Genomic DNA, 26456 nt, shown 5'->3' on the forward strand with positions numbered 1-26456 from the left:
TCGGGGGACCGGGTTCGGGGGGCGGGGTGGATGTCACGGGGATGACGTCTGCGGCAGGTCCGGATGAGGACAGCGACAGACGAAACGTTTCTGATGCGGCCGGCGTAGTGGTGCTGGGGGCCTGCGCCGCCTGGTCGCTGATCTCGGCCGCCGTGCACGACGGACGGCCGGAAGGGGTCCTGCTCGCGATCCTCGCGGTGGCCGCCGGCTATGCCGCGGGGCGGATCAGCGGGGCGCTGCTGCCGGTCGCCGCGCCCTGCGCCGGAGCACTGGCCGGAGTGGGCCTGACCCTGGGCGTTCCGCACCTGTCCCCCGGCCCGCAGATCGTCGCCCCGCTGGGACACGCCGGGGCCACCGCGGCCGTACTGACCCTCTCGGCGGGCGCAGCGTGCTGTGCCGCCTGGGTCACGGCGGTGCCGGCCCTGCGCCTGGGGCTGCGCCTGCTGGCCGCCGGGATCGCGGTGACCGCGGCGGCGCTGGGCTCGACCACCGGCTTCGTGGCCTGTTCCGCCGTCCTGCTGTGCTCGCTCGCCGCCGGCCACCTCCGCCGTCGTGGCGTGGGCATCGCGGGGCTAGCCCTGGCCGCTGCTTCGGTCACCGGGCTGACCTGGACGGTCGCCGCGAACGCGGTACCGGACGGACTCGCCGCCTGGCTGGAGGCTCAGCTCACGCGCCATCGGGTCGAGCTCTGGCACGACGCCCTGGACATGGCCGGCGGGGAGCCCGCCCTGGGTGTGGGCCCGGGGCGATTCGGAGAGTTCAGTGCGACGGCGGGCGCGACGCTGCCGTCCGACGGCAAGCCCCATTCGGCGCCGCTGCAGCAGGCGGCGGAACAGGGTGTCGTCGGCGTACTGCTGCTGGCGGCGGCGTTCGGCTGGATGTTGTTCGCGCTGTGGCGCACGGCGCGCCCCACGCCGGTCGCGCTCACCGCGGGCGCGGCCCTGACGGCGCTGGCGGCCATCGCCGCGGTCGGCAACGCGCTCAGCTTCACCATGGTCTCGGTGGGCGCCGGCCTGCTGGCGGGCCTGGCCACGGCACGTCCGATCGCCGACGAGTCGGCACAGCGTGAGAGCGACGTACGCGCGCGTGGCGATCGACCGGCCCCTGACGCGTAGCGCTCAGAGCGCCGTGTCGGCCGTCCGTGTCCGCAGCCGGTCCCTGATGACCGTCACGGCGGCCTCCGCGTCGTCCACGGTGACCGTGAACGTGTGGCCGTCCCAGAGCCTCAGGACCAGGCCCTCACCACGTCGTACGACGACCGCGGTCCCCTTCTCGGGCCGCCACCGGTAGCCCCAGCCACCCCAGTGGCGCGGAGTGACGTGCGGGACGAAGTCGGCTCCCACGACCTCGGACAGGGGGATTCGGCGGCGCGGCACACCGAGGTGGCCGCAGCGCACCTCGAGGCACTCGTGGTCGACCCTCAGCGCGACATGCACGAACGCCAGCGTGCCGAAGATGACCAGCAGTCCGGCGGCGATGCAGCCGACGACGGCCATCACGAGCGCGGCGACGCCGCCGGTCCACGGGGAGTCGACGGCCAGCTCGACGCCGAGCGCCATGCAGGCCGCACCGACGAGCGCCAGCAACCACTGGACCCGGTTGGTCGCCCGCCCGGTCCAGACATCGGGGTGCGGCTTCCTGCCGTGGGGGTGGTGGTCCCTCATGCCTATGAGGTTACTCAGGTTTCGCTGCGCTGGTACCGCGCTGCACAGGGTGACTGCGCCGACCGGGCCATGGCGGACCAGGGGCGTCCGGTCTGTGCCCGCCGGTCAGCGTGCGGGGCTGATCGCCTGGAGGAGACGGCCCTCTTCATAGGAGAGGGCGGGCTCGGGGAGCGTGCCCTCGCGGCCGCTCAGGAGCACGGTCAGGGTTCCGGTCGCCGCGGCGCCGGGGGCGGGCTGCTCGCCCAGTCGGCGCAGGGCCTGCGCGGCGACCGCTCCGGCGGAGCCGTGCAGGACGAGCGGGGGGAAGCCGGGGCGCTGGACGGCGGCGCGGATGCGTTCGGCCACGAGTTCGTAGTGCGTGCAGCCCAGGACTACGGTCGTCACGTCGTCGGGGGTCAGCGCGGCGGCCGCGGCGACGGCCGCCTCGATCGCCGTCTCGTCCGCGTGTTCCACGGCCTCGGCCAGCCCGAAGCACGGCACTTCGGTGACGGTGACACCGTCGGCGAAATCGTCGATGAGTCCGCGCTGGTAGGGGCTGCCGGTGGTGGCGGGGGTGGCCCAGATGGCGAACGGGCCGCCGCCTGCCGCGGCCGGCTTGATCGCCGGCACCGTACCGATGACCGGTATGCCGGGTTCGAGGCGGGCCCGCACGGTGGGCAGTGCGTGCACGGTCGCGGTGTTGCAGCCGATGATCAGTGCGTCGGGCCGGTGCGCGGCGGCGGCATCGGCGACGGCCACGGCGCGCCGCGTGAGGTCTTCGGTGGTCCTGGGGCCCCAGGGCATGCCGTCGGGGTCGAGTGAGAGCACGAGATCCGCGTCGGGTCGCAGCCGACGTACGGCGGCGGTGGCCGCGAGCAAGCCGATTCCGGAGTCCATCAGCGCGATCTTCACCCGGCCACGATAGACGATGGGCCCTTGCGAGCCCTCCGCGTGGGGCAGACTGCGCGCGTGAGCGCCTTCGCGTGGACCGCCGCCGGATCACTCGCCGCCTGGCTGTGGCTGCTGCTCTGCCAGGGCTTCTTCTGGCGTACGGACGTCAGACTTCCACGACGGGCGGAACCGGACGACTGGCCGGCGGTCTGCGTCGTGGTCCCGGCACGCGACGAGGCCGCGGTGCTCCCGGCCAGCCTGCCGTCGCTGCTTGCGCAGGACTATCCGGGGCGGGCGGAGGTCTTCCTGGTCGACGACGGCAGTTCGGACGGCACCGGAGAGGTGGCGCGCGAGCTGGCGCGGCGGCACGGCGGGCTGCCGATGACCGTGGACTCACCCGGTGAACCGCCGGCCGGCTGGACCGGCAAGCTGTGGGCGGTACGCCACGGCATCGGGCTGGCACGCGCGCGTGGGCCCGAGTACCTGCTGCTGACAGACGCCGACATCGCGCACGCGCCCGGCAGCCTGCGGGAGCTGGTCGCGGCGGCGCGCACCGGGGGCTTCGACGCGGTCTCGCAGATGGCCCGGCTGCGGGTGGAGAGCGGATGGGAACGGCTGGTGGTGCCGGCCTTCGTCTACTTCTTCGCGCAGCTGTACCCGTTCCGCCGGATCGGCAAGAAGGCGGCGCGTACGGCGGCCGCGGCGGGCGGCTGCGTCCTGCTGCGCACCGAGGCCGCGGAGCAGGCGCGGATTCCGGACGCCATCCGGCACGCCGTCATCGACGACGTGGCGCTCGCGCGGGCCGTCAAGCGCGGCGGCGGCCACATCTGGCTCGGGCTGGCCGAGCGGGTGGACAGCGTACGCCCCTATCCCCGGCTGCGCGACCTGTGGAGCATGGTGTCGCGCAGCGCGTACGCGCAGTTGCGGCACAACCCCGCGCTGCTGGCCGGGACGGTCGCCGGGCTCGCTCTGGTCTATCTGGTGCCGCCCGTGGCCTTGATCGCCGGTGCGGCCGTCGGGGACAGGGCGGCCGCGGTCGCCGGCGGGCTCGCGTGGCTGGTGATGACGGGGACGTACGTTCCGATGCTCCGCTACTACCGGCAGCCGCTGTGGCTCGCTCCTCTGCTGCCGTTCACCGCGTTCCTCTATCTCCTGATGACGGTCGATTCCGCGGTGCAGCACTACCGGGGGCGCGGCGCGGCCTGGAAGGGCCGCACCTACACGCGTCCGGACGCGGTGCCCGACGAGGGCTGACTACTTGCGGCCGGGCGTCCAGTTCATGCCCCACGCGTACGCGTAGTCGACCGTCCGCTGCGGGCTCACCCCCCGCTCGGGCACCAGGTAGCGGACCTCGCGCTGGACGACCAGATCGCTGCCGGTGTTGGTGATCAGGGCGAGGGCGCAGACCGTCGAGGGGACCGTGCACTCGTCGAGCGAGAAGTCGACCGGTGCGCCGTGCTGCGGTGTGAGCGTGACCGTGGCGTGCAGGTCGGCGAAGGAACGTGCTCCTTCGTAGATGGTCACGAAGATCAGGATGCGCCGGAAGTCCCGCTGGTGGTCGAGGTTGACGGTGAGATTCTCGCCGCTCGCCATGGCACCGGTGCGGTCGTCGCCGTCGAGGTGGATGTACGGAGGTTGGCGCAGGGCGCCGTAGGCGTTGCCGAGGGACTGGATGACGCCCTTGCGGCCGTCGGTGAGCTCGTACAGGGCGCACAGGTCGAGGTCGAGGTCGTTGTGCATGGCGACCGGGCGGCCCAGCTTGGCGGCCCAGCCCGAGAACTGCTTGCGGACCTGCCAGTTGAGGTTCACGCGCATGGCGCCCGAGGTGCCGCCCTGCTTGGTCAGCGAGACCGAGGGGGCCGCCTTGGTGAGCGTCACCTTGCTGAGGCTGACGGGTGGCGCCTGGGGTGCGGACGGCGGGACCGGTGGCATGGCGGGCGGCTGCACGGGGGCCGGAGGCGCCATCGGCGGAGGCGGGGGCGGGGGCGGGGTCATCGGGCCGGCGACCGGCGCGGCGGGCGTCGCCTGCTGGGGTTCGTCGACCGTGATGCCGTAGTCGGTGGCGAGGCCTTCGAGGCCGCTGTCGTAACCCTGGCCGACGGCGCGGAACTTCCAGGCGCCCTGACGGCGATAGAACTCACCGAGTACGAAAGCGGTTTCTACGGTGGCGCCCGTGCTGTCGAAACGAGCGACGACCGTGCCCTGACCGCTGTCCTTCACCTCGATATAAAGCTCCGGAATGCGGCCGAACGAGCCGCCGTCGGACGAGGCGGCGACGATGACGGTCTCGATCGAGGGCTCCACGCGCGCGAGGTCGATGAGCAGGCTGTCGGTCACCCGGCCGCCGGCGTCGCGCTTGCCCTCGTGGCGGACGGCGCCGGAGGAGTGCGCGGGCTGGTTGTAGAAGACGAAGTCCGCGTCGGAACGGACCTTTCCACTGACCAGCAGCAGCGCCGAGGCGTCCGCGTCGGGCACACCCGGCCCGGAGCGCCAGCCCAGTTCGACCCTCAGCGCCGTCGTCGGCACCGGAACGTTCGACCCTTTCGGCATTGACATGTCCGCCCCCATCACGGGTCACCGCGCCAGGGATGTCCCGGCAGCTCATCGGGTTTCTACAGGGTCAACCTATTCCCCGCGCCGGAGAACTCCCGTGAAGGGCGGGGGAACACCGACGGTCAACCCCCGGTAACCCGCCCGGAGCTCGGCATTTACACGATCAGGGCGCGGATTGGCGTCCCTTTTTGCCAAGTTCGCTCGCATTGGGGATCCGGCGTCACTGCGGGCACATAAAACAACCCTCTTATCGGTCTCCCCAACCAGCACATCGTGGGCTTAACGTATGCGCCATGACCTCCCCCCGCTCCACCTATGGCGGCGGCTACTACTCCGCCTCCTTCCCGGACACTCCGATCTACGACTCGCTCGTGGCCGAGCGGGGCACCCCGCAGATCGCCCCGATCCGGGTCCCCGCCGCGTACGACATGCCGGGCAGCAATCTGCCCGCCCTGCCGTCGGCACTGCCCGCCCTCCCGGCGGCTCCGACCCAGCCCTCCTACGGTTATCCGCAGGCGCAGCAGCCCGCTCCGCTACAGCAGGCGCCCGCGGCGTACATCCCGCAGCAGGCGGCCGCGCCGCGCGGCTATCCGGGTCCGCAGTCACAGCAGCAGCCCCGGCCGGTGGCGCCCGGAGGCATGGGCTACGAGGCGATGCGCCCCGCGGCTCCCCGCCCCGCCCCGACTCCTTACCAGGACCCGTACAACAACCAGCAGTATCGCGGCTACTGACCCGTTCCCCTGGACTGTCGGTGCCACCTGGCACGATGGCTCCATGGGGCACGCACTGTTGCAGTCGATACACGTTCATCCGGTCAAGGCGTTCCGGGGCACCGCGCCCCGGGAGGCCGTCGTGGAGCCCTGGGGGCTGGCCGGAGACCGACGCTGGGCGCTGATCGACGACGGGGGAAAGGTCGTTACACAGCGCCAGCAGCCGCGCCTCGCGCTGGCCGCCGCCGAGCTGCTGCCCGGCGGCGGCATTCGGCTGTCCGCACCCGGCATGGATCCGCTGACCGTGGCCGTGCCGACCGCGTCCGTCACCGTGCCGATGCAGATCTTCCGGGACAAGGTCGAAGCGGTCCTCGCCGAGGACGGCGCCGCGCACGCCTGGTGCACCGCCTTCCTCGGTGTCGACGCGCGCCTCGTGCACATGGACGCCCCGGGCACCCGCCGCCCCGTCGACCCGGAGTACGCGCTGCCCGGCGAGACGGTCAGCTTCGCCGACGGCTTCCCGCTGCTGGTCACCACCACGGCCTCCCTCGACGCGCTCAACTCCCTCATCGCGCGGGGTGATCACGCGGACGAGGGCCCGCTTCCGATGAACCGCTTCCGCCCGAACGTGGTCGTGTCGGGCACCGACGCCTGGGCCGAGGACGACTGGTCGCGCATCGCCATCGGCGAGGTCACCTTCCGTGTGCCCAAGAAGTGCGGGCGCTGCGTGGTGACCACGACCGACCAGGCCACCGCCGAGCGCGGCCGGGAACCCCTGCACACCCTGGGCCGGCACCGCCGTCTGGACGGCAAGCTGATCTTCGGCCAGAACATGGTGCCCCTCTCCCCCGGCACGATCCGGGTCGGCGACCCGGTCACGATCCTCGGCTGAGAATTCACCCCTGCGGGCGGCGGCGGGCGGGAACCGGGCCCACGGGCCCGCGCGTTGGGGCTTTCGTGAGAAGTTCATGAGAGGCCCGGCGGCGGTGATTTCGCTCTCTCTTCGCCGGACTCGCGAGTGAGCTGCTCCGTCCGGGGTTATCACGGAGCGGGAAGGGGGTGGCCGGACGATGCGGGCGATCAGCGGACTCTGGCGCTGGCGGGACAATCCGCTGCGCCGTCCGACCGATCTGGCCGAGGCCTGGCTGGCTCTGGCGGCCCTGCTGCTGATCCTCGTCGTCGTGCCCGTGGCCGGCTCGCTGATCGGTGGCCTCGCCCAGGACGCCTTACAGGCGTCCGTGCGTGAACAGCGCGCGTCGCGGCACATGGTGACGGCGAGCGTGGTCCGCACACTGGACGGCTCCCCGCTGGACGCCGATCCCGAGGCCGCCACCGGGCGGACCATGCGCACCCGGGTCGTGGCCGACTGGACCGCACCGGACGGCACCGTGCACCAGGGCCCGGTCATGACGAGCCTCGACAGCCCGCGGCCCGGCGACCGGTTCAGGATATGGACGGACGAGCAGGGCCACACCGTTGCCCGCCCGCTGGACTCCGCGACCGCGGCGACGCATGCCGTACTCGCAGGCTTCGGCGCGGCCCTGCTGGCCGCCGGCCTGATCGAGGGGGGCAGACGGCTGGTCGTCTGGCGCATGGTCCGTCGCCGGTACGCCCGTTGGGACCAGGCCTGGGACAAGGCAGGTCCGGACTGGGGCCGGACCGGCACCGGCAGCTGACGGCCTTACGGCTCTGGTCAACCCACCGCCCGCGCGCACGCTACGGTGGACCGGCCGAACTCTTCGGCAGTAAATCCCGCGTACTACGAGGTGGGGGCACATCAACGCCATGGCACAGGGCACGGTCCAGGTGACGCACACCGGTACATCGCGGTGGCGGCGCCGCACGGGTGAGTACGCGTCGCTCGCCGCCGCCCTGGAGGCCGCGGCCGACGGTGACGTCCTCACCGTCGCGCCCGGCACCTACCGGGAGAACCTCGTCGTCCAGCGAGCGGTGACCCTGCGCGGCCCGGAGGGCTCTCCGGGCTCGGTGCGGATCGCACCGCTGGACGGTGTGCCGCTGACGGTGCGCGCCTCGGCCGTGGTTCAGGACCTGCACGTGGAGGGCCAGGACGCGGCGGCGCCCGCGCTGCTCGTGGAGGAGGGCACGCCGGAGCTGTCGGACGTGCGGATCGTCACGCGGTCAGCGGCCGGGATCGAGGTGCGCGGTGGCGCGCGGCCGACGGTGCGGCGCTGCACCGTGGACAACCCCGCGGGCATCGGGATCGCCGTACTCGACGGCGGGGGCGGGGTGTTCGAGGAGTGCGAGGTCGTTGCCGCCGGCCAGGCGGGCATCGCCGTACGCGGGGGCGCGCATCCGCGTCTGGAGCGCTGCCGGGTCCACCACGCGTCGGGTTCGGGGCTGACGGCGACCGGGGAGAACTCCGCGCTGGAAGCCGTGGGTTGCGAGGTCTACGAGGTCCGTGGCTCCGGCGTCCAGATCACCGGCCGGGCCACCGCCCATCTCACGGACTGCGATGTGCACCGCACCACCGCCGACGGGGTCACACTCGACACGGACGCCGTGCTGACCCTGGCCGACTGCCGTATCCACGACATCCCGGAGAACGCGGTCGACCTGCGTTCCCGCTCGGTCCTGACGCTGACCCGCACGACGGTGCGTCAGTTCGGGCGCAACGGCCTTTCGGTCTGGGATCCGGGCACGCGCGTGGACGCCAACCAGTGCGAGATCTTCGACAGCACGGGCGACTACCCGGCGGTGTGGGTCAGCGACGGCGCCACCGCCGTACTGGACTCCTGCCGGGTGCACGACGTGCCGGACGCCCTGTTCGTCCTCGACCGCGGTTCCCGCGCGGACGTCGTCGACAGCGACCTGTTCCAGGTGCGCAACACTGCGGTGTCGGTGAGCGACGGCGCCACGGCCCAGCTCGACGACTGCCGGATCCGGGACGCGGCGACGGGCGCCTGGTTCCGGGACCACGGCAGCGGCGGCACCCTCAACAACTGCACGCTGGACGGCAACCAGACCGGCGTGATCGTCACCAAGGGCGCCGATCCCACCATCGAGCGCTGCACGGTCGACTCCCCCGCGGAAGCCGGGTTCTATGTCTCGGCGGGCGGTCGCGGCACCTTCCTGAACTGCCGGGTGCGGGGCAGCGCCGGATACGGCTTCCATGTGATCGACGGCTGCCGTACGACGCTGAAGAAGTGCCGGACGGAGCGATGCGCGCGCGGTGGGTACGAGTTCGCGGACGGCGGCCCGGACGCGGCCTCCGGAGTGGGTCCCGACGTGGAGGACTGCACCAGCGACGAGAGCGCGGGCCTCAGGCCGGCCCCGGCGACCGAGCCCGCCGTACAGACCGCGCACCAGTCCCCCGGCCTCCTCGGCGCGATCCCCGGCCAGCGCAGCACCGAGCAGGAGCCGCTGATCGCCGCAGCGGAGCCCGAGCAGCCGGCGCGCACCTCCAAGGCCGTCCTCGGTGAACTGGACGCGCTGGTGGGCCTGGAGAGTGTCAAGCGCGAGGTGCGCGCCCTCACCGACATGATCGAGGTGGGGCGGCGCCGTCAGCAGGCGGGTCTGAAGGCGGCGTCGGTCAAGCGCCACCTGGTCTTCACCGGCTCCCCCGGCACCGGCAAGACGACGGTCGCCCGGCTCTACGGCGAGATCCTCGCCTCCCTCGGTGTGCTGGAGAAGGGGCATCTGGTCGAGGTGTCCCGCGTCGACCTGGTCGGCGAGCACATCGGCTCGACCGCGATCCGCACGCAGGAGGCCTTCGACAAGGCGCGCGGCGGTGTGCTGTTCATCGACGAGGCGTACGCGCTGTCACCGGAGGACTCGGGCCGGGACTTCGGCAAGGAGGCCATCGACACGCTGGTGAAGCTGATGGAGGACCACCGGGACGCGGTCGTGGTGATCGTGGCGGGTTACACGGCCGAGATGGAGCGGTTCCTTTCGGTCAACCCCGGTGTGGCGTCCCGTTTCTCGCGGACCATCACCTTCAGCGACTACGGCCCCGACGAACTGCTGCGGATCGTGGAGCAGCAGGCCGAGGAGCACGAGTACCGGCTCGGTCCGGGCCTGGCCGAGGCCCTCCGGAAGTACTTCACGGCGATTCCCAAGGGCCCGGCGTTCGGTAACGGGCGTACGGCACGTCAGACCTTCGAAGCGATGGTGGAGCGGCACGCGGGCCGGGTCGCCCAGCTCGACGAACCGAGCACGGACGACCTGACACTGCTGTACGAGGAGGACCTGCCGGAGCTTCCCTGAGACGGCCCGGCAGGCCCGGCAGGCCCGGGATCAGCTCGGCACGTCGGAGTCCGGCCGCGGTGCGGGCACCTCGGGCCGCAGCCGCTTGAGCAGCCGCTGCCGCTCCTGCGCGAACGCCGGGTCCGCCTGGTAGTCGCCGTGGCCCAAGATCGGCGCGGGCAAGGGGTGCGCCGGGGTACGGCCGTAGGCCAGCGGGTCCTTGAGGGCCTCGCGGTCCACCGTGGGGGTGCAGCTGCCGGGCAGCCGGACCGGGCCGCCGATGGGGTCGGTGACGCGGTACAGGTTGCGCCAGCAGTCGACCTCGGCATGCAGGGAGGCGAGGGCGGCCGGGCCGAAGTGGGCCGGGAACCAGCGGCCGTAGAGGCGCTCCAGGGGTGAGCCGTAGGTGAGGAGCGCGACCCGTTTGCGGTCGGCGGGGGTCAGCTGCCAGGCCGCCGCGGCGGCGAGCACGCTGCCCTGGGAGTGCCCCGAGATGACGAGGCGGCGGTCGTCCTCGGCGCGGGTCCAGGTCGCCATGCGCCAGGTCAGGTCGGGCACCGCGCGCTCGGCGTAGCAGGGCGGGGCGAAGGGGTGGGCGGCGCGCGGCCAGAAGGTGCCGACGTCCCAGAGGATGCCGATGGTGCGCCGCGCGGAGGCGTCCTTGTAGGCGCGTCTGCCCCAGGTGACGAAGAGTATGAAGCCGAAGCCGATCAGCCAGGAGCCCAGCGCCTGCGCGGTCTCGGCGGCGCCGTGCACGAAGGCGTACGTTCCGTCGGCGGCCTCGCTCGGGGTCTCGTCGGTCAGGGCGCCGACGAGGGCTCCGGCACCCAGGAGCAGGGTCGCGGTGGAGGTGACGGCGACGAAGAGGGGCACGCGGTCGGTGAGCGTCGCCATCGCGCGGGTGCCGGCGATACGGCGGGTGCGGGCCGGGTCGCGGGGCTCGCCGGCGTAGTCGAGCTCCACCGTGCCCAGCTCGGTGCGGCGCAGCAGCCAGGCCCGCCATGCCAGCCAGCCGCACAGCGACAGCAGCAGTACCAGCAGCGGGGGAATCACGGAGGCCTGCCAGGTCAGCAGGACCGGCGGGCCGGCGACGGACACGCCTGTGCCGTCCAGCCAGTCGGCGACGCGCTGGGCGACCCCGCCGGACATCACCCCGCCGAGGGCGCAGGCCAGCATCACCACGGCGGGTCCACCCAGGCCACGCATGGCGGCGCGCGGGTCGGGGCGCGTGCGGTGCAGGACGTGGGCGACGACGGCGAGGACGATGACGAGCAGGCCCTGGAAGAAGGCGATGGCCCCGAAGGTGGGGTCGCCGGGGAGGCGGCCGGTCGAATGCCAGCCGGGGCGGTCCCACCCGGCGTAGACCAGGGCGAGCGCCAGCAGGACGAGGGCGGCGAGCGGCAGGCGTCGTACGAGGTGCTCGTCGAGTTCCTGGTCGAGGCGGTTCTCGCTGCGGCCCCGGCGGCAGACCACCCACACCACGACGGCGGCGCAGCAGACGAGCGCCGCGTCCAGGAGCCACCCCAGCGTGTCGAGGAGCGCGGGGCCGCCGGGTCCGCGGTCGAAGCGCGCAGCCGCCGAGCCGACCGCCGCGGCCACCGTCAGCAGGCCGGCGGCGGTGTGCGCGGCGCGCAGCCGGGCGACCAGGCGACGCCCGTACCAGAAGCCGGGGCGGCCCAGGGAGGTGCCGCCGGACTCCTCGTCGGGCTCGGCGTCGCGGGACATCGGCTGCTGGGACTCGTAGGCGCTCCAGGTGCGGCGGGACAGGTACCAGAGGAGGCCGGTGAGCGCGGCGGGCACGACGGCCGCGAGGGCGAGTCTGCGGCCGGGGTGGCTCCACCAGCCGCCGTCCGAGACGGTGGGTGAGAGGAAGCCCAGCCAGCTGTTGCGCTCGGTGCACGCGCGGGTGCCCGCGCACTGCCAGGCCGCCAGGTCCAGGGCGACCTCGCAGGCGGCGGCGACGAGCAGCACGGTCAGGGTCAGACCCGCGAGCCGTACGAGCAGGCCGTAGAGACGTACGGTCCGTGCGCGGTCGTGCGTGGTGGGGCGCATCCAGTGGGCGAGGTTGACCACCATGAACGGCAGTAACAGCAGCCACAGGGCGCGGGCGCTGTTTCCCGAGGTGAGGTTGCACCAGACGTAGGCCTCGGGCACCGGTCTGCCCCGGTAGTCGTCCGGTCGGTCCTCGGCGTCGACGTCGTCGGCCCGCCGGAACACGGCGGCCGTGTCGTCGCCGGTGATCCGTACGGTCCGCGGATCGTCGAGCATCTCCTGTGGTGTGGTGCCGCCGACGCCGTGAACCAGGAGTTCCAGTGCAATTCCGGCATTTTCGTGTCTCTGCGCACGTTCCACTGTTCGCACTTCCCCCGTGACGAGCCGTTGGCTTCTGTCTGTGCGGGCACAAGGATCTCCACGGAGAGGGCCCCCTACACCTCTCGTCACGGAATCTCCCCGATCCGTGTGAAGAACAGGGGAACGGGAGTTGTAGTCGTGACATGCGCGCGTCGTGACAGCCAGTGGCGCGAGGGGTACCGACCCGTGCGAGTATGGGACCTCCCGCGCGCCGGGAGGGGTGAGAATCTCCTCATCAGAGCAGGTGCGCGGGTGTGGCGGACAGCTTGAGGCGAAAGGACCGGAGCGTACGTGAGTGAGAATCAGAACCTCCTCGCGGAGCAGCGGCGTGCCCTGATCCTTGACGAGGTTCGGCGCCGGGGCGGGGTACGCGTCAACGAGCTGACCCGCAAGCTCGGCGTGTCGGACATGACGGTGCGGCGCGATCTCGACGCGCTCGCCCGGCAGGGCGTCCTGGAGAAGGTGCACGGCGGCGCGGTCCCGGTGGTCGAGGCCAGCACGCACGAACCTGGCTTCGAGGCCAAGTCCGGTTTGGAGCTGACGGCCAAGGAGGACATCGCGCGGGCGGCGGCCGAGCTGGTCGCGCCGGGCAGCGCGATCGCGCTGTCGGGCGGTACGACCACGTACGCGCTGGCCCACCAACTGGTCGAGGTACCCGATCTCACCGTGGTCACGAACTCGGTGCGGGTGGCCGACGTCTTCCACGCGGCGCAGCGCACCTCGGGCCCCCGGCAGGGCGCGGCCACGGTCGTACTGACCGGCGGGGTGCGCACGCCGTCCGACTCGCTGGTGGGGCCGGTGGCCGACCAGGCCATCGCGGCGCTCCACTTCGACGTGCTGTTCCTGGGTGTGCACGGCATATCGGTGGAGGCCGGCCTGTCCACGCCGAACCTCGCGGAGGCCGAGACGAACCGGCGCCTGGTGCAGTCGGCGCGGCGGGTCGTGGTGGTCGCCGACCACACCAAGTGGGGTGTGGTGGGGCTGAGTTCGTTCGCGACGCTGGAGCAGGTCGACACGCTGGTGACGGACGCCGGGCTCGACAGCGAGGCGCGCTCGGAGGTCTCCGAGCAGCTGCGCCGGCTGGTGGTAGCGGGCGAGCCCGATGAGGGTGCAGACAGCTGACGGGTCGCCCGCTATGGTGACGCTGCCCGGAGCGGCGTCGGCATAGGGGGTTTCGTCCATGGCTCACCTGCTGCGTGAGGTGCGGCTCGACTTCATCGGGACAGCGCCCGTACGGCACGTCTTCGCGCGCGAGGTCACCGCTCCCCCGGAGACGGTGTACCGGGCGCTGGCCGAGGACGTGCCGGGCTGGACGGAGTGGTTCTCGGCGGTGACGCTGGCCCGTCCGCTGGACGACGGAGCCCGGCGCGAGATCCGGCTCAAGGGCGGCACGCGCTTCGAGGAAACGATCCTCGCGGCGAAGAGCCCAGAGGTGTACGCCTACCGGGTCGACGTCGCCAACGCGCCGGGAGCGCGGGCCATGGTCGAGGAGTGGCGGCTCGCCCCTGCCGGGGCGGGCACGCGGGTGCAGTGGACGTTCGCGGTGGACGGCACCACACCCTTCCGGTTCGCCTTCGGCATCGCCCGGCCCGGTCTGGGCCGGGCGTTCCGGGACGCGGTGACCGCACTGGACCGGCGACTCGCGGCCGCGGCGCGCTAGGACGGCCCTCCGGGGAACGACGTCCGGAAACCGACGCCGTCGAGGATCCTTCTCAGGACGTGGTCACCGTCGGCCGTATCGGCGGCGGGGGCGTGTTCCGTGATGCCCATGCCGGCGATGTCGAAGCGTCGGGTGAGCGCGTGCAGGGCGGTGTGCAGCTGGTCGGGGTGCAGGCCCCCGGGTTCGGGGCAGGACAGGCCGGTGAAGTGCGCGGGGTCCAGCACGTCCAGGTCCAGGTGGACGTAGACGTGCGTGGCCCCGGTGGCCGCTACCGCGGCGAGCAGTCGGTCCGGCTCCCCGAGGGCCCGTACGGACAGGGCTCGGATTCCTTCGGAGTCGATGAAGTCCCGCTCCGCTGGATCGAGGGCGCGGACGCCCGCGAGCACGATCTGCCGGGCGGAAAGCCGCTCCTGAGGTTCGGGCACCAGTGGTGCGGGCCCTTGGCCGAGCAGGGTGCGCAGCACCATTCCGTGAAAGCCCCCTGAGGGGGACGTGTCGGGGGTGTTGAGGTCGGCGTGCGCGTCGAACCAGACGACGGCCAGGTTGTCGCCGTGGCGGGCGACGGCGCGGGCGACGGGCGCGAGCTCGATGCCGCAGTCGCCTCCCACGGCGAGGAGAGTTCCGTCGTCGCCGGTCCGGCGCAGCGCGGTCCTGGTTGCTTCCAGTGAGCGGCTCAGCGCATCGAGGTGGCGTACGCCGTCATGGTCCCGTCCGGGGCGGGGGTCGATGTCGACGACGGTGCGTGAGGCCGCGGGGAGCAGCGCGCTCAGCCGGTGCGCGCCCTCGGCCAGCCGTCGGGGATGGCGGGCGGCCGATCCCTGCCACTGAGGGATCACGAGCACCGTGGGGGATCCCGGGCCTCGGTCGTGTCCGGTCATGTGGTGTAGTCCGCGTTGACGCGGACGTAGCCGGCGGACAGGTCGCAGCCGTAGACCGTGGCTTCGGCCGCCCCGAGGCCGAGCGTGATGACGATGTCGACCTCGTCCTGGCGCATGTGGGCGACGAGTCGGTCGAGGGTGTCGGCCTCGGGTTCCTCGGGATACACCTCGATGTCGCCGAAGCTCACGGTGACCTTGCCGGGCACGATGGCGGTGTCGTCGGTGTTCTTGCCGATGGCCATCAGCACTCGGCCCCAGTTGGGGTCGGCGCCGTGGACGGCGGTCTTGACCAGCGGGGAGTTCACCACGCTCTTGGCGATGCGTTTGGCCTGTGCGGGGTCGCCGGCGCCGCCGACCGTGACGCGCAGGAGCTTCGTGGCGCCTTCGCCGTCACTGGCCAGTTGCCGGGTGAGGTCCAGGCACAGGTCGGTGAGGGCTTCGGCGAACCGGACGGGATCGACCGGCCCCGCGGCGCCGTTGGCGATGACCGCCACGGTGTCCGAGGTGGAGGTGTCGGTGTCGACACTCAGGCAGTTGAAGGTGCGGTTCACCGCTGTGCGCAGGGCGCTGTCCAGGTCGGCCGGGGGCAGCTCGGCGTCGGTGAACACGTAGGCCAGCATGGTGGCCATGTTGGGCTCCAGCATGCCGACGCCCTTGGCCACACCCACGATGCGGGCCCGTCCGACGGTCCGTACGGCGGTCTTCGGCCGGGTGTCGGTGGTCATCAGCGCGCGGGCCACGTCCAGCGGTGCGGCCTGGAACGCCGCGAGGCCGTGCTCGGCGGTCTCGTCGAAGTGGGCGCGGATGGTGTCCATCGGCAGGGGGCGTCCGATGACGCCCGTGGAGCCGATCAGCACCTCGTCCTGCGGGACGCCCAGAATCCCGGCGACACGGCGGACGACCTCGGCGGCGTTCTCCTCGCCCTGACGGCCGGTCGCGACGTTCGCGTTGTTCGCCAGCGTCGTCACGGCACGCAGTTTCTGTCCCTCGGCGTGGACCCGGCTGAGGAGCACGGCCGGGCCCGCGAAGAGGCTCTGGGTGAACATCGCGGCACTGGTGGCCGGCCGGTCCGAGGCGACCACGGAGATGTCGTCGCCGTGCTCACGCAGTCCGCCGTGCCCGGTGTAGGCCCGGAAGCCGATCGGCCATGTCAAAGGGCCTGAGTCCTGAATCGATGAATGATCATGCGGCATGAGGCATATGTTTGCATGACGGGCGTGGGCTGTCCACGCACTTCCAAAGGCCTCCCGAAGAAACGCCGTTCAGGCGGGCGGCGGGCTGATCCGCACAGGCCGGTCCGCCGTCCGGGCCCGGGGGTCGCCGGTCACTCGGGCCAGACCCCCGTGTCCAGCAGGTGCTCGATGGCCGTCGAGTACGGCGCGATGTCCAGGCCCTGCTCGGTCAGCCAGGCGTCCGAGTAGTACTTGTCGAGATACCGGTCCCCCGGGTCGCACAGCAGCGTCACCACGCTGCCCTGACGCCCGTCGGCGACCATCTCGGCGACGATCTTCAGCGCGCTCCACAGCCCGGTGCCGGTGGAGCCGCCCGCCTTGCGGCCGATGGCCTGCTCCAGGGCCCGCACGGCGGCGACGCTCGCGGCGTCCGGCACCTTCATCATCCGGTCGATGGCACCCGGCACGAAGCTCGGCTCCATGCGTGGCCGGCCGATGCCCTCGATGCGCGAGCCGCAGTCACAGGTGACGTCCGGATCGCCGGTGGTCCAGCCCTCGAAGAAGCAGGAGTTCTCCGGGTCGGCGACACAGATGCGGGTGTCGTACTGCATGTAGTGGACATACCGGGCGATGGTCGCCGAGGTGCCGCCGGTGCCGGCCGTGGCGACGATCCACGCGGGCTCCGGGAACCGCTCCAACTCCAGCTGCCGGAAGACGGATTCGGCGATGTTGTTGTTGCCGCGCCAGTCCGTGGCCCGTTCGGCGTAGGTGAACTGGTCCATGTAGTGGCCGCCGGTCTCCACCGCGAGACGGGCGGACTCCTCGTACATCTTCCGCGAGTCGTCCACGAAGTGGCACTGTCCGCCGTGGAACTCGATCAGACGGATCTTCTCGGCGCTCGTCGTGCGCGGCATGACCGCGATGAAGGGCACGCCGATCAGCTTCGCGAAGTACGCCTCGGAGACGGCCGTGGAACCACTGGACGCCTCGATCACCGGGCGGCCCGGCCGGATCCAGCCGTTGCACAGGCCGTAGAGGAAGAGGGAGCGGGCGAGCCGGTGCTTGAGGCTGCCGGTCGGATGGGTCGACTCGTCCTTCAGGTACAGGTCGATGCCCCACTGCTCCGGCAGCGGGAAGCGCAACAGATGGGTGTCGGCCGAACGGTTGGCGTCCGCCTGGACCTTGCGTACGGCCTCTTTCAGCCAGGTGCGATAGGTGGCGTCGCTGTGGTCGACGTCGAGGGTCACGCCGGACGGAGTCTGCTGGACGGTGCTCACGGCGCTGCTCCTCATGCTGTGCGGCGACGGCGGCTCACACGGCCGTCGCTTCGAGCATAAACACCTTTCACACGCTTCTCACCTGCATAAACACACCTTTGAGAGCCTCAAAGGCACCACTGGGGCGACCGTCTCATCCGATGGCCGGGGGCGCATTCGCGCGAGTGCTCCGAACGGCCCGCTCAGCGGCGACATGCGCACTGGTGCTCGACGCGGCACGCGGGCAGACTGCACCGGACGGGACGCGATCCCGAACGGGGTGCACACTGGATCACGACCAGAGCCGGCACCCGCACAGGACGAGCCGGCACACCGACGCGCACAAGGGGGCGGGGCATGGCGGAGCCGGAGTTCAGGGCCACTGGCGTGCGGATCGGGAAGCGGCTGCGCTCGCTGACCCGGGCCGGACAGGTGCGCATCAGCGACGGCAGGGTGCAGCTCCTCACCAGCTACGGCAGTGAGATCGACAGCGCGCCGGTGCAGGCCGTCCGGGCGTCCAAGCCCTGGTTCTCGGACGACCGGGCGCTGGCGGACCTCAACGGCAAGCGCTACTCCCTCACCCTCGGCGATCACGACCCCGCCCCGGGAGAGCCGGGTCCGCCGGCGGCGCGCCGGTTCATAGAGGCCGTACGGAAAGCCGCGGGGCGTAAGGGCTGAGTCACCGCGAGTTGCGGTACCGCACCCCCTGCGTCACGCTGGTCTCACGTCACTCTGGGTTTACCGGCGATAACGCTGCGAACCAGCCCGCCGGCCACGACAGCAGGCGGCCGTTTGCTCAAGCGCTCTGCTGGATCCGTACTCCGTGTTCTTCCGGACCTCTTCAGTCGGGGAGTCGCAGCCGTGATCAGTTACCCAAGCAGGCACTGCACGGTGGAGCTCCAAGCCCTGCCGTCGCGGATCGGCCAGGTCCGCAGAATCGTCTCTGCGCAGTTGCGCTACTGGCATCTGGACGCCTTGATAGACCGCGCCGCGCTCGGTGTGACCGAGCTGCTGACCAACGTCCACCAGCACGCCCAGCCGGACAAGATGTGCACCGTCGAGATCGAGCTGCTGCTCGACCGGCTCATGGTCTCGGTGCGCGACCACGACCCGCGGTTGCCGGTCGTGGCGGACGTCAAGGCCGCCGAGGCCAAGGACGCCGACACGCTCGCCACCTGCGGGCGCGGGCTGGCGATGGTGGCCGCCGTCAGCGAGAGCTGGGGCGTGCGGCCGGACGGGGAGTCCGGCAAGGTCGTGTGGTTCGCGCTGCCCACGCCGGTGACGGCGCGGGGCGCGCGGGCGCGGACACCGCAGCGGACGGCGACCGTGCCCGTCGCGGTGGAGGAGCCCACGCGGCGGTTCGCGGAGGTCGGAGCGCGGGTTGATCTGCGCCGGCCCGAGCATGCTCCCGCCCGGTCGGCCGTTGTCGGTTGACCGGGCGGTGAGGGGGTTGGTTGGCGGGTGGTGAGTGAGCTGGGCCATGGCCACTTGTGCCGGGACGGATTACTCGGTGGCTATGGCGCGCAGGACGTCCAGGCGTGCGGCTCGGCGCGCCGGGCGTAGGCCTGCGAGGGCTCCAGCGGTTACGCCGACCAGGGCTACCACCAGGAGTTGCAGGGACGGCATCGCGAAGGCGAAGGCGCTGTCGCTCGCACCGTCGGAGGCCTTGACCAGCACCCAGCCGAGGAAGGCGCCGAGGGCTATGCCGCCGGCCGTGCCGAAGGCAGCTACGAGGACCGACTCCCAGCGGATCATCGCGCGCAGTTGGGGGCGGGTCTGGCCGACGGCCCGCAGGAGGCCGAGTTCGCGGGTGCGTTCGTGGATGGCGAGGGTGAGGGTGTTGGCGATGCCGAGGAGGGCGATGAGCACCGCGAGGGCCAGCAGTGCGTAGACGAGGGTGAGCATCATGTCGATGCCGCCGGCCGAGGACTGCGCGTACTCGTCGCGGGTCTGGACCTCGGGGTTGCCGTACTGGGCCGCGACCTTTTCCACCGCCGCCTTGCCCGTGTCCGTGCTCACGCCGTCCTTGAAGGAGACGGCGAGGACGGTGTCGGCGTCCTGGGTGCGGTGCGGAGCCCACGCTTCGCGGGTGATGACGTAGTCGCCGGCGAGTTCGGACCGGCCGTAGACCGCGCGGACCGTGAAGGTCTCGGTACGGCCGTCGGTGAAGGTGAGGCGGGTCTGGTCGCCGGTCGTCAGGTGTTGTTCGTCGGCCTCCTTCTGGGTGATGGCCATGCCGTGGGTGCCGAGGTCGGCGAGGGAGCCGTGGACGGTGCCGAGGTCGAAGGTGCGTTCCAGGGCGACCGGATCCGTGACCGTCAACGCCCTTCCCTTGCCGTCCACTTCGGCGACTCCTCGGCCCAGGCCGACGGCCGTGTCCACCTCGGGCAGCCGCTGGACCGCGTCGGCGAGGCGCGGGCTCAGACCGCTGCCGCCGGCGCCGAACGACGGGGTGCTGACGGCCACGTCGCCGGCGAACGACCTGGACACCGTCTGGTCCATCGTCGCCTTCAGCGAGGCTCCGAAGACCGTGAAGAGGGAGACGACGGCCACGCCGATCATCAGGGCGCTCGCGGTGGCGGCCGTGCGCTTCGGGCTGCGCAGGGCGTTGCGCCGGGCGAGGCCGCCGGTGACGCCGCGCAGTCGGTCGAGGGGGCCGCCGAGGATCCGTACGGCCGTTGTGGAGGCGACCGGGCCGAGGGCCACGAAGGCGGCCAGGGCGAGGACGGCTCCGGTGCCCGCCAGCCAGAGGGACGGGGTCAGCAGGACGCCGCCGAGCGTCACGCCGAGCGCCAGGGCGATCAGGGCCGCGCCGGTGACGGCTCGGGTCCGGGAGGCGCCGGAGGTGTCGACGGCCGTCTCGCGCAGGGCGGCCAGGGGTGCGGTGCGGCCGGCCCGGCGGGCGGGGAGCAGGGCGGAGCCGAGGCAGACCACGACGCCGACCGCGAGCGGCAGGGTCATGGAGAGCGGCTTCAGCACCAGGCCGGCCTCAGGGAAGGGGAATCCGATCGCCGGGAACAGGGCCTGGAGACCGGCCGCGATACCGATGCCGCCCGCGAGACCGGCCCCCGAGGCGGTGACGGCTACGGCGGTCGCCTCGACGAGGGTCGACGCGGTGACCTGGCGGCGGGAGGCGCCGAGGGCGCGCAACAGGGCGTTCTCGCGGGTGCGTTGGGCCACGACGATCGCGAAGGTGTTGTGGATGGAGAAGGTCGCCACCAGGAGGGCCACGCCGGAGAAGACCAGCAGGAAGGTGGTGAAGAGGGTCAGGAACTGGCTGGAGATCATGTCGGTGTTCTCGGCGGCCGACTCCTGGCCGGTGATGGCCTCGACGCCGTCGGGCAGCACGGTCGTCAGCTCGTCGACGAGTTCCTGCTGGCTGGTGCCGGGAGTGGCCCGTACCTGGATGCTCGCGGCCTCCCCGGGGCGGGCCGTGAGGTACTTCTCGGCGTCGGCCTGGGTCATGCCGGTGAAGGTCACCTGGGCCATGCCGTCCTCGCCGCCGAAGGTCGCGAGGCCGACGACGGTCACCTTGACCGGGTCGGGTGTGCGCAGGGTCGTGGTGTCGCCGATCTTCAGGTCGCCGCGCTCGGCGGTCCCCCGGTTCACGACGACCTCGCCGGACTTCTCCGGGGCGCGGCCCTCGGCGAGGCGGTACGGGTTGAGCTTCGGGTCGGTGATCCAGTTGCCGGCGAGGGTGGGCGGGCCCTGGCCGCCGATGGGGTCGCCGTTCCTGCCGACGAGTTGGCCGGCGCCCTGGATGTCGGGGGCGGCGGCGGCGACGCCGGGGGCCCGCTCGATCGTGGTGACGAGGTCGGTGCCGACCGGTTCGCGTACGCCCTCGCTCTCGCCGGGCGTGGTGATGGCGTCGGCGCTGCGGACGACGGCGTCCGTGCCGCTGGTGGCGTTGCCGAACATGGTGTCGAAGCCGGCGCGCAGGGTGTCGCCCATGACGAGGGTTCCGGCGAGGAAGGCCACGCCGAGGAAGACCGCGAGGAACGTACCGGCGAAGCGGCGCTTGTGGGCGCGCAGGGAGGAGACGCTCAGGCGGACGGAGGCGTGCGTGCCGTTCATGGCGTTCATGGCGTTCATGGCGTTCATGAGGGCACCTCGAAGGCCTTCATGCGGTCCAGGACCTTGTCGGCGGTCGGGGCTGCCATGCGGTCGACCAGGCGCCCGTCGGCGAGGAAGACGACCTCGTCGGCGTGGGCGGCGGCCACCGGGTCGTGGGTGACCATGACGACCGTGCGGGACGTCTGGCGCACCGTGCGGCCGAGCAGGCCGAGCACCTCCTCGCCGGAGCGGGAGTCGAGGTTGCCGGTGGGCTCGTCGGCGAAGACGACGTCGGGCTGTCCCGCGAAGGCCCGGGCCACGGCGACGCGCTGCTGCTGGCCGCCGGAGAGTTCGCCGGGGCGGTGGTGGAGCCGGTCGCGCAGGCCGACCACGTCGATCAGCGCGTCGATCCACTCCCGGTCGCCCTTGCCGCCCGCGAGGTCCAGCGGCAGCGTGATGTTCTCCGCGACGGTCAGCGTCGGCACCAGGTTGAAGGCCTGGAAGACGAAGCCGACGCGGTCGCGGCGCAGGAGGGTCAGGCGGCGGTCGTCGAGGCTGCTCAGCTCGGTGTCGCCGATGTGGGCGGTGCCCGAGGTGAGCGTGTCGAGGCCGGCCGCGCAGTGCATCAGGGTGGACTTGCCGGAGCCCGAGGGCCCCATGATCGCGGTGAAGCGGCCGACCGGGAAGTCGACGCTCACCCCGTCCAGGGCCCTCACGCTGGTGTCGCCGGTGCCGTACACCTTCACGGCGTCGACGACTCGGGCGGCCGTCGGCACGGTCGTCGTGACGGTCGTGGTCGTCATGCCGCACCGCCCTTGCCGCTGCGGCCGAACTGCTCGTCCAGGACGGACAGTCGGCGCCAGTACTCGTCCTCGTCGATCTCGCCGGAGGCGAAGCGGTGGCCGAGCACGGTGATGGGTGAGTTGTCGTCCGCGGCCGGCCGCCAGGGGCCGCGGCGTCCGCGCCACACGGTGCGGCGCAGCAGGGTGATCCCGCCGATCACGACGGCCGCCCAGATCAGCGGGAAGAGGAGGATCCAGGGGCCGGGGCCGCCGTCGGCGAAGTGAGCCAGGGTCTGCATCTCGAGTCATCTCCCGGGTCGGTTCCGAAGAGTTCGGTTCGATGGGTCGTTCGGTGATGCTTCGAGACTCGCGCCGGAAGGGGGTCCGGGTCGTCGTACGGCCAGCGGCAGTGGCCGTACCTCGCGGGGAGTACGCAGAGCCGATGGTGCTGCTCCCGAAGGGCTCGACTTCTGTAACTACTAGTATGTACAGTGAGGGCATGAGCGCATCGGACACCTCGGAGCGGCTGATCGAGTCCACCCGTGAACTGCTCTGGGAACGCGGATATGTGGGCACCAGCCCCAAGGCGATCCTGGAGCGCGCGGGCGCCGGGCAGGGCAGCATGTACCACCACTTCAAGGGGAAGCCGGATCTCGCTCTGGCCGCGATCCGTCGTACCGCCGAGGAGATGCGGGCTACCGCCGCGGGAGTACTCGACGGGCCGGGCACGCCGTACGAACGCATCGAGGCGTATCTGCGGCGGGAGCGCGATGTGCTGCGCGGCTGCCCGGTCGGGCGGCTGACGATGGACCCGGACGTGATCGCCAGCGACGAACTGCGGGCGCCGGTCGACGAGACGCTCGACTGGCTGCGCGAACGGCTCGCCGGGATTGTCGAGGAGGGCAAGGAGCGGGGGCAGTTCGCGTCGGGGCTCGACGGTGAGTCGATCGCTGCGACGATCGTCGCGACGGTCCAGGGCGGCTACGTCCTCGCCCGGGCGTCCGGTTCGCCCACCGCCTTCGACGTGGGTGTCCGGGGTCTGCTGTCCCTTCTCGCACCGCGCCAGGACCAAGACCAGGACCAGGACTAAAGCCAGGACCAAGACCAGGACCAAAGCCAGGGCCAGGACCAGGAGCAGGACCGCTAGGAAGGCGCCCGATGCACGCGATGCAGTACGAGCTCACGCTGCCTGCCGACTACGACACGGGAATCATCCGCCGTCGCGTCGCGAGCCGGGGGCATCTGCTCGACGACTGGCCGGGCCTGGGCATCAAGGCGTACCTGATGCGCGAGCGCGGTGTGCGCGGATCGCCGGTCAACCAGTACACGCCGTTCTATCTGTGGAACACGGTCGCTGGGATGAACGCCTTCCTCTGGGGAGGCCCCTTCCAGGGCATCGTCGACGACTTCGGGCGGCCGTCGGTGCGGCAGTGGCCCGGGCTGGCGTACGAGGAGGGCCGCGCCGCCGGCTCCCCCGCACGGGTCGCGGTGCTGCGGCGCCAACAGGTGCCGGGCGAGGGGCAGTTGGGCGACGCCATGGCGGACGCGGCGCGGGAGACCGAGCGGATCGCCCGCGAGGGCGGCTCGGTGCTCTCGGCGGCCGCCGTGGACGCGAGCCGCTGGGAGCTGATCCACTTCTCCCTCTGGGAGAACGACACGCCCAAGGCCGACGGCGACATGTACGAGGTGCTGCACATCTCCGCGCCGGGGCGGGAACGGCTGCGGGGCTGACAAAGAAGTTCACAGCGAGGAGACCCAGACATGCCCTTCGTTCGCATCGACGCCCTGGGAGCCGATCCCGAGCGGCTGGACGCGCTCGGCCGTGCCGTGCACGACGCCCTGGTGGAGGCCGTCGGGATACCGCCCGACGACCGGTTCCAGGTACTGGTCGGCCATGACGGCACCCACAGCACGCTCCGCTACGACCCCGACTACCTGGGCATCCACCGGGACGACGGCCTCGTGTACGTCACGATCACTCTGCGCTCCGGGCGGACCCCCGCGCAGAAGCGGGCCCTGTACCGGAGGATCGCCGAACTCGCCCACAGCTACGCGGGGACCGAGCCACGCAACGTGTTCGTCAACCTGATCGAGAACGAGCCGATCAACTGGTCGTTCGGCGACGGGGTGGCGCAGTACGCCGACTCCCCTGCCGCCGCCGACTCGCCTGCCGCCGCCGACTCCCCTGCCCCCGTCGACTCCCCGCTCCCGTAGACCTCACGTCTCCCTGAGGTCCAGGCGTCCGATCCGGGCCACGTTCTCCCGGTCCTCGGCGTCACGGCTCGCCTCGCCGGCGAACCAGGCGTCGAGGATCTCCTTGAGCAGGGGCCCGGATGTCAGGCGCAGGCTGAGGGCGAGCACGTTGGCGTCGTTCCAGCGGCGGGCGCCGTCCGCCGTGTAGGCGTCCGTACACAGGGCCGCCCGTACGCCCGGCACCTTGTTCGCGGCGATCGACGCGCCCGTGCCGGTCCAGCAGCACACGACCGCCTGGTCCGCCGTACCGTCGGCGACCTCGCGTGCGGCGGCCTCGGAGCAGGCGGCCCACTGGGGGTCGGCGCCGGGGCTGAGGGCGCCGTGGGTCACCACGTCGTGGCCGCGGCCGCGCAGCTCGGTGACGAGGAGGCGGGCGACGGGTTCGTCCATGTCCGAGGAGACCGAGATCCGCATGTGGCGAGCCTACCGCTGGGCATGCGCCCGCCCGGCGTGCGGCCGAGCATGGAGATGAGCGGTGGGAACGGCCGAGGAGGCACCATGCCGACCCTGCACATCGAGCATACGATCACGGACTTCGCCAGGTGGAAGACGGCCTTCGACCGGTTCGCCCCGGCACGCGCGGACGCGGGCGTACGCCACTACCGCGTCCAGCAGCCCGTCGACGACCCGGCCTATGTCGTCGTGGACCTCGACTTCGACGACGTGGCCGAGGCCGAGCGGTTCCTGGGGTTCCTGAGGTCGAGGGTGTGGTCGTCGTCCGAGAACGCGCCCGCGCTGGCCGGGGCGCCCCGGACGCGGATCCTGGAGACCGCCGACGAGCGGTGACCTACGGCGCCAGCGCCCCGAGCGGGTCGTCCAGCACCGGCTGCCACGCCAACTCGGCCGCGCCGACGAGGCTGTTGTGGTCGAGGGTGCAGGCGAGGATCGGGACGCCACCGCTCTGGCCCCACAGGCTGCGGTCGGCGACGACGGCACGCAGGCGGTCGGGGTCGGTGTCGAGGAGGGTGCGGTGCAGGCCGCCGAGGATGATGCGGTCCGGGTTGAGGATGTTGACCAGGCCGGCGAGGCCGAGGCCGAGGCGGTCGATGAGCGCCTCGGTGGCCGTACGGACCGCGGGGTCGTCGTACTGGGTGCGGATCAGTTCGTCGGCCTGCTTGATCAGGGAACCGTCGGGACCGGGCTCGCGGCCGGCCGCCGTGAGGAGCGCCAGCGGGTCGGCCTCGACGTCCAGGCAGCCCCGGCTGCCGCAGTGGCAGGGTCTGCCCTCGGGGTTCACGGTGAGGTGACCGACCTCCAGGGCCAGGCCCGAACTGCCGGTGTGCAGACGGCCGTCCAGCACGAGCGCGCCGCCGACGCCCCGGTGCCCGGTGGCCACGCACAGCAGATCGCGGGCGCCGCGGCCCGCGCCGTGCCGGTGCTCGGCGAGCGCGGCGAGGTTGACGTCGTTGGCGGCGAAGGCCGGTCCGGTGATGCCGACCGCGCGCACGCACTCGGTGAAGGTGCGGCGCACCGGCGCGCCCACGGGCCAGGCGAGGTGAAGGGGGTTCAGCGCCAGGCCGTCGGGTTCGGCGACCGCCGAGGGGACGGCGAGGCCCGCGCCGACGCAGCGCCGGCCCGTCGTGCGCAGAAGCTCGGCGCCGGCCGCGACCACGGAGCCGAGGACCTTCGCCGGATCGGCGTCGACCGTCTCGCGGCCGGCCGCGGTGGCGACGATACGGCCGCCGAGGCCGACCAGCGCCGCCCGGAACCCGTCGGCGTGCACCTGTGCGGCGAGGACGACCGGGCCGTCCTCGGCGACCGCCAGCCGGTGCGAGGGCCGCCCCTGCGAGCCGGCCGCCGCGCCGGGCCGGGCGTCGACCCGGATCAGCCCGAGAGCCTCCAGCTCGGCGGCGACCGCGCCGGCGGTGGCCCGGGTCACGCCGAGTTCGGCGGTGAGCACGGCGCGGGTGGGGGCGCGGCCGGTGTGCACGAGCTCCAACGCGGGTCCGAGCGCACCGCGCCCCCGGTCCAACCGCGCCCTCGAGGTGGTCCCTTCCCCCGCCGTCCGGGGGTCCGCCTTGCCGCTCATGAGGGCGAGTCTCCCATGATC

General features: G+C 72.2%; 26 protein-coding genes. 14 read left to right on the forward strand and 12 right to left on the reverse strand.

The genetic code is table 11. From position 1 onward, the window contains the following. The first annotated feature begins 41 nt into the window (after window positions 1–41). Entirely contained in the window at window positions 42–1115 is a 1074-nt protein-coding gene (locus AQJ67_RS07705) for an O-antigen ligase family protein (protein WP_062717283.1), read from the forward strand. Between the two features lie 3 nt (window positions 1116–1118). Here AQJ67_RS07705 and AQJ67_RS07710 read toward each other — a convergent pair whose 3' ends face one another. Continuing rightward, a complete protein-coding gene (locus tag AQJ67_RS07710; RefSeq protein WP_062717284.1) occupies window positions 1119–1664 on the reverse strand; it encodes a hypothetical protein in 546 nt (181 codons plus the stop codon). A 105-nt stretch (window positions 1665–1769) separates the two neighbouring features. Further along, window positions 1770–2555, reverse strand: coding sequence for a glutamate racemase (locus AQJ67_RS07715; protein ID WP_107122805.1), 786 nt, complete (start codon window positions 2553–2555; stop codon window positions 1770–1772). 39 nt (window positions 2556–2594) lie between these two features. Here AQJ67_RS07715 and AQJ67_RS07720 point away from each other — a divergent pair, with 39 nt between their 5' ends. Beyond that, the gene (locus tag AQJ67_RS07720) at window positions 2595–3788 is read left to right on the forward strand and encodes a glycosyltransferase (RefSeq protein WP_062717285.1); all 1194 of its coding nucleotides are present in this window, start codon (window positions 2595–2597) and stop codon (window positions 3786–3788) included. Here AQJ67_RS07720 and AQJ67_RS07725 read toward each other — a convergent pair whose 3' ends face one another. Next, a complete protein-coding gene (locus AQJ67_RS07725) occupies window positions 3789–5084 on the reverse strand; it encodes a TerD family protein (RefSeq protein ID WP_062717286.1) in 1296 nt (431 codons plus the stop codon). A 296-nt stretch (window positions 5085–5380) separates the two neighbouring features. Between AQJ67_RS07725 and AQJ67_RS07730 the strand changes: the two genes are divergently transcribed. From AQJ67_RS07730 to AQJ67_RS07745, 4 genes are all read left to right on the forward strand, one after another. After that, window positions 5381–5818, forward strand: coding sequence for a DUF6643 family protein (locus AQJ67_RS07730; protein ID WP_062717287.1), 438 nt, complete (start codon window positions 5381–5383; stop codon window positions 5816–5818). Between the two features lie 43 nt (window positions 5819–5861). Then, the gene (locus tag AQJ67_RS07735) at window positions 5862–6689 is read left to right on the forward strand and encodes an MOSC domain-containing protein (RefSeq protein WP_062717288.1); all 828 of its coding nucleotides are present in this window, start codon (window positions 5862–5864) and stop codon (window positions 6687–6689) included. Window positions 6690–6867: 178 nt separating this feature from the next. Further along, window positions 6868–7473 (forward strand): Rv1733c family protein, encoded by a 606-nt coding sequence (locus AQJ67_RS07740; RefSeq protein ID WP_062717289.1) that lies wholly within the window; start codon window positions 6868–6870, stop codon window positions 7471–7473. 109 nt (window positions 7474–7582) lie between these two features. Then, window positions 7583–10021, forward strand: coding sequence for a right-handed parallel beta-helix repeat-containing protein (locus AQJ67_RS07745; RefSeq protein ID WP_062717290.1), 2439 nt, complete (start codon window positions 7583–7585; stop codon window positions 10019–10021). 30 nt (window positions 10022–10051) lie between these two features. On the opposite strand, the gene AQJ67_RS07750 is transcribed toward AQJ67_RS07745, so the two are convergent. Next, window positions 10052–12268: an alpha/beta hydrolase family protein gene (locus AQJ67_RS07750; RefSeq protein WP_244190383.1), complete on the reverse strand. Its 2217-nt coding sequence runs from the start codon at window positions 12266–12268 to the stop codon at window positions 10052–10054. A 375-nt stretch (window positions 12269–12643) separates the two neighbouring features. On the opposite strand from AQJ67_RS07750, the gene AQJ67_RS07755 reads away from it, so the two are divergent. Both AQJ67_RS07755 and AQJ67_RS07760 read left to right on the forward strand, forming a co-directional pair. Continuing rightward, the gene (locus tag AQJ67_RS07755) at window positions 12644–13474 is read left to right on the forward strand and encodes a DeoR/GlpR family DNA-binding transcription regulator (RefSeq protein WP_062717292.1); all 831 of its coding nucleotides are present in this window, start codon (window positions 12644–12646) and stop codon (window positions 13472–13474) included. 58 nt (window positions 13475–13532) lie between these two features. Continuing rightward, window positions 13533–14012 (forward strand): SRPBCC family protein, encoded by a 480-nt coding sequence (locus AQJ67_RS07760; RefSeq protein ID WP_062717293.1) that lies wholly within the window; start codon window positions 13533–13535, stop codon window positions 14010–14012. Here the strand turns inward: AQJ67_RS07760 and AQJ67_RS07765 are convergent. The 3 genes from AQJ67_RS07765 to cds1 all read right to left on the reverse strand — a co-directional run bounded on the left by AQJ67_RS07765 (window position 14009) and on the right by cds1 (window position 17339). Then, window positions 14009–14854 (reverse strand): arginase family protein, encoded by an 846-nt coding sequence (locus tag AQJ67_RS07765; RefSeq protein WP_244190384.1) that lies wholly within the window; start codon window positions 14852–14854, stop codon window positions 14009–14011. The genes AQJ67_RS07760 and AQJ67_RS07765 overlap by 4 nt on opposite strands. A 32-nt stretch (window positions 14855–14886) precedes the next feature. Further along, window positions 14887–16062 (reverse strand): bifunctional glutamate N-acetyltransferase/amino-acid acetyltransferase ArgJ, encoded by a 1176-nt coding sequence (gene argJ, locus AQJ67_RS07770; RefSeq protein ID WP_062717516.1) that lies wholly within the window; start codon window positions 16060–16062, stop codon window positions 14887–14889. Window positions 16063–16214: 152 nt separating this feature from the next. Beyond that, window positions 16215–17339, reverse strand: a complete 1125-nt coding sequence (gene cds1, locus AQJ67_RS07775) for an L-cysteine desulfhydrase Cds1 (protein WP_062717295.1) — start codon at window positions 17337–17339, stop codon at window positions 16215–16217. A 336-nt stretch (window positions 17340–17675) separates the two neighbouring features. Between cds1 and AQJ67_RS07780 the strand changes: the two genes are divergently transcribed. Together AQJ67_RS07780 and AQJ67_RS07785 are read left to right on the forward strand one after the other, a co-directional pair. Continuing rightward, window positions 17676–17996 carry a hypothetical protein gene (locus AQJ67_RS07780; protein WP_062717296.1) on the forward strand — a complete coding sequence of 107 codons (321 nt, stop codon included), beginning with the start codon at window positions 17676–17678 and terminating at the stop codon, window positions 17994–17996. A 183-nt stretch (window positions 17997–18179) separates the two neighbouring features. Further along, entirely contained in the window at window positions 18180–18752 is a 573-nt protein-coding gene (locus AQJ67_RS07785) for an ATP-binding protein (RefSeq protein ID WP_079055823.1), read from the forward strand. Window positions 18753–18821: 69 nt separating this feature from the next. Here AQJ67_RS07785 and AQJ67_RS07790 read toward each other — a convergent pair whose 3' ends face one another. From AQJ67_RS07790 to AQJ67_RS07800, 3 genes are read right to left on the reverse strand one after another with little or no spacing between them, the layout of a single operon-like run. After that, a complete protein-coding gene (locus AQJ67_RS07790) occupies window positions 18822–21392 on the reverse strand; it encodes an ABC transporter permease (RefSeq protein ID WP_107122823.1) in 2571 nt (856 codons plus the stop codon). A 23-nt stretch (window positions 21393–21415) separates the two neighbouring features. Continuing rightward, window positions 21416–22174 carry an ABC transporter ATP-binding protein gene (locus tag AQJ67_RS07795; RefSeq protein WP_062717298.1) on the reverse strand — a complete coding sequence of 253 codons (759 nt, stop codon included), beginning with the start codon at window positions 22172–22174 and terminating at the stop codon, window positions 21416–21418. Next, window positions 22171–22452, reverse strand: coding sequence for an SHOCT domain-containing protein (locus AQJ67_RS07800; RefSeq protein WP_062717299.1), 282 nt, complete (start codon window positions 22450–22452; stop codon window positions 22171–22173). The genes AQJ67_RS07795 and AQJ67_RS07800 overlap by 4 nt, the downstream gene beginning before the upstream one ends. A 185-nt stretch (window positions 22453–22637) precedes the next feature. Between AQJ67_RS07800 and AQJ67_RS07805 the strand changes: the two genes are divergently transcribed. The 3 genes from AQJ67_RS07805 (at window position 22638) to AQJ67_RS07815 (ending at window position 24367) form a co-directional block, all read left to right on the forward strand. Continuing rightward, window positions 22638–23243: a TetR/AcrR family transcriptional regulator gene (locus tag AQJ67_RS07805; RefSeq protein WP_062717300.1), complete on the forward strand. Its 606-nt coding sequence runs from the start codon at window positions 22638–22640 to the stop codon at window positions 23241–23243. Between the two features lie 68 nt (window positions 23244–23311). Continuing rightward, the gene (locus AQJ67_RS07810) at window positions 23312–23884 is read left to right on the forward strand and encodes a DUF4865 family protein (RefSeq protein ID WP_062717301.1); all 573 of its coding nucleotides are present in this window, start codon (window positions 23312–23314) and stop codon (window positions 23882–23884) included. Window positions 23885–23914: 30 nt separating this feature from the next. After that, the gene (locus AQJ67_RS07815) at window positions 23915–24367 is read left to right on the forward strand and encodes a tautomerase family protein (protein WP_062717302.1); all 453 of its coding nucleotides are present in this window, start codon (window positions 23915–23917) and stop codon (window positions 24365–24367) included. A gap of 3 nt (window positions 24368–24370) precedes the next feature. On the opposite strand, the gene AQJ67_RS07820 is transcribed toward AQJ67_RS07815, so the two are convergent. After that, window positions 24371–24820, reverse strand: coding sequence for an RpiB/LacA/LacB family sugar-phosphate isomerase (locus AQJ67_RS07820; protein WP_062717303.1), 450 nt, complete (start codon window positions 24818–24820; stop codon window positions 24371–24373). Between the two features lie 84 nt (window positions 24821–24904). On the opposite strand from AQJ67_RS07820, the gene AQJ67_RS07825 reads away from it, so the two are divergent. Continuing rightward, the gene (locus AQJ67_RS07825; RefSeq protein ID WP_062717304.1) at window positions 24905–25192 is read left to right on the forward strand and encodes a hypothetical protein; all 288 of its coding nucleotides are present in this window, start codon (window positions 24905–24907) and stop codon (window positions 25190–25192) included. 1 nt (window position 25193) lies between these two features. On the opposite strand, the gene AQJ67_RS07830 is transcribed toward AQJ67_RS07825, so the two are convergent. Then, entirely contained in the window at window positions 25194–26435 is a 1242-nt protein-coding gene (locus tag AQJ67_RS07830) for an ROK family protein (RefSeq protein ID WP_062717305.1), read from the reverse strand. Between the last annotated feature and the right edge of the window lie 21 nt (window positions 26436–26456).

It is taken from the genome of Streptomyces caeruleatus (genome assembly GCF_001514235.1).
Taxonomy (GTDB): Bacteria; Actinomycetota; Actinomycetes; order Streptomycetales; family Streptomycetaceae; genus Streptomyces; species Streptomyces caeruleatus.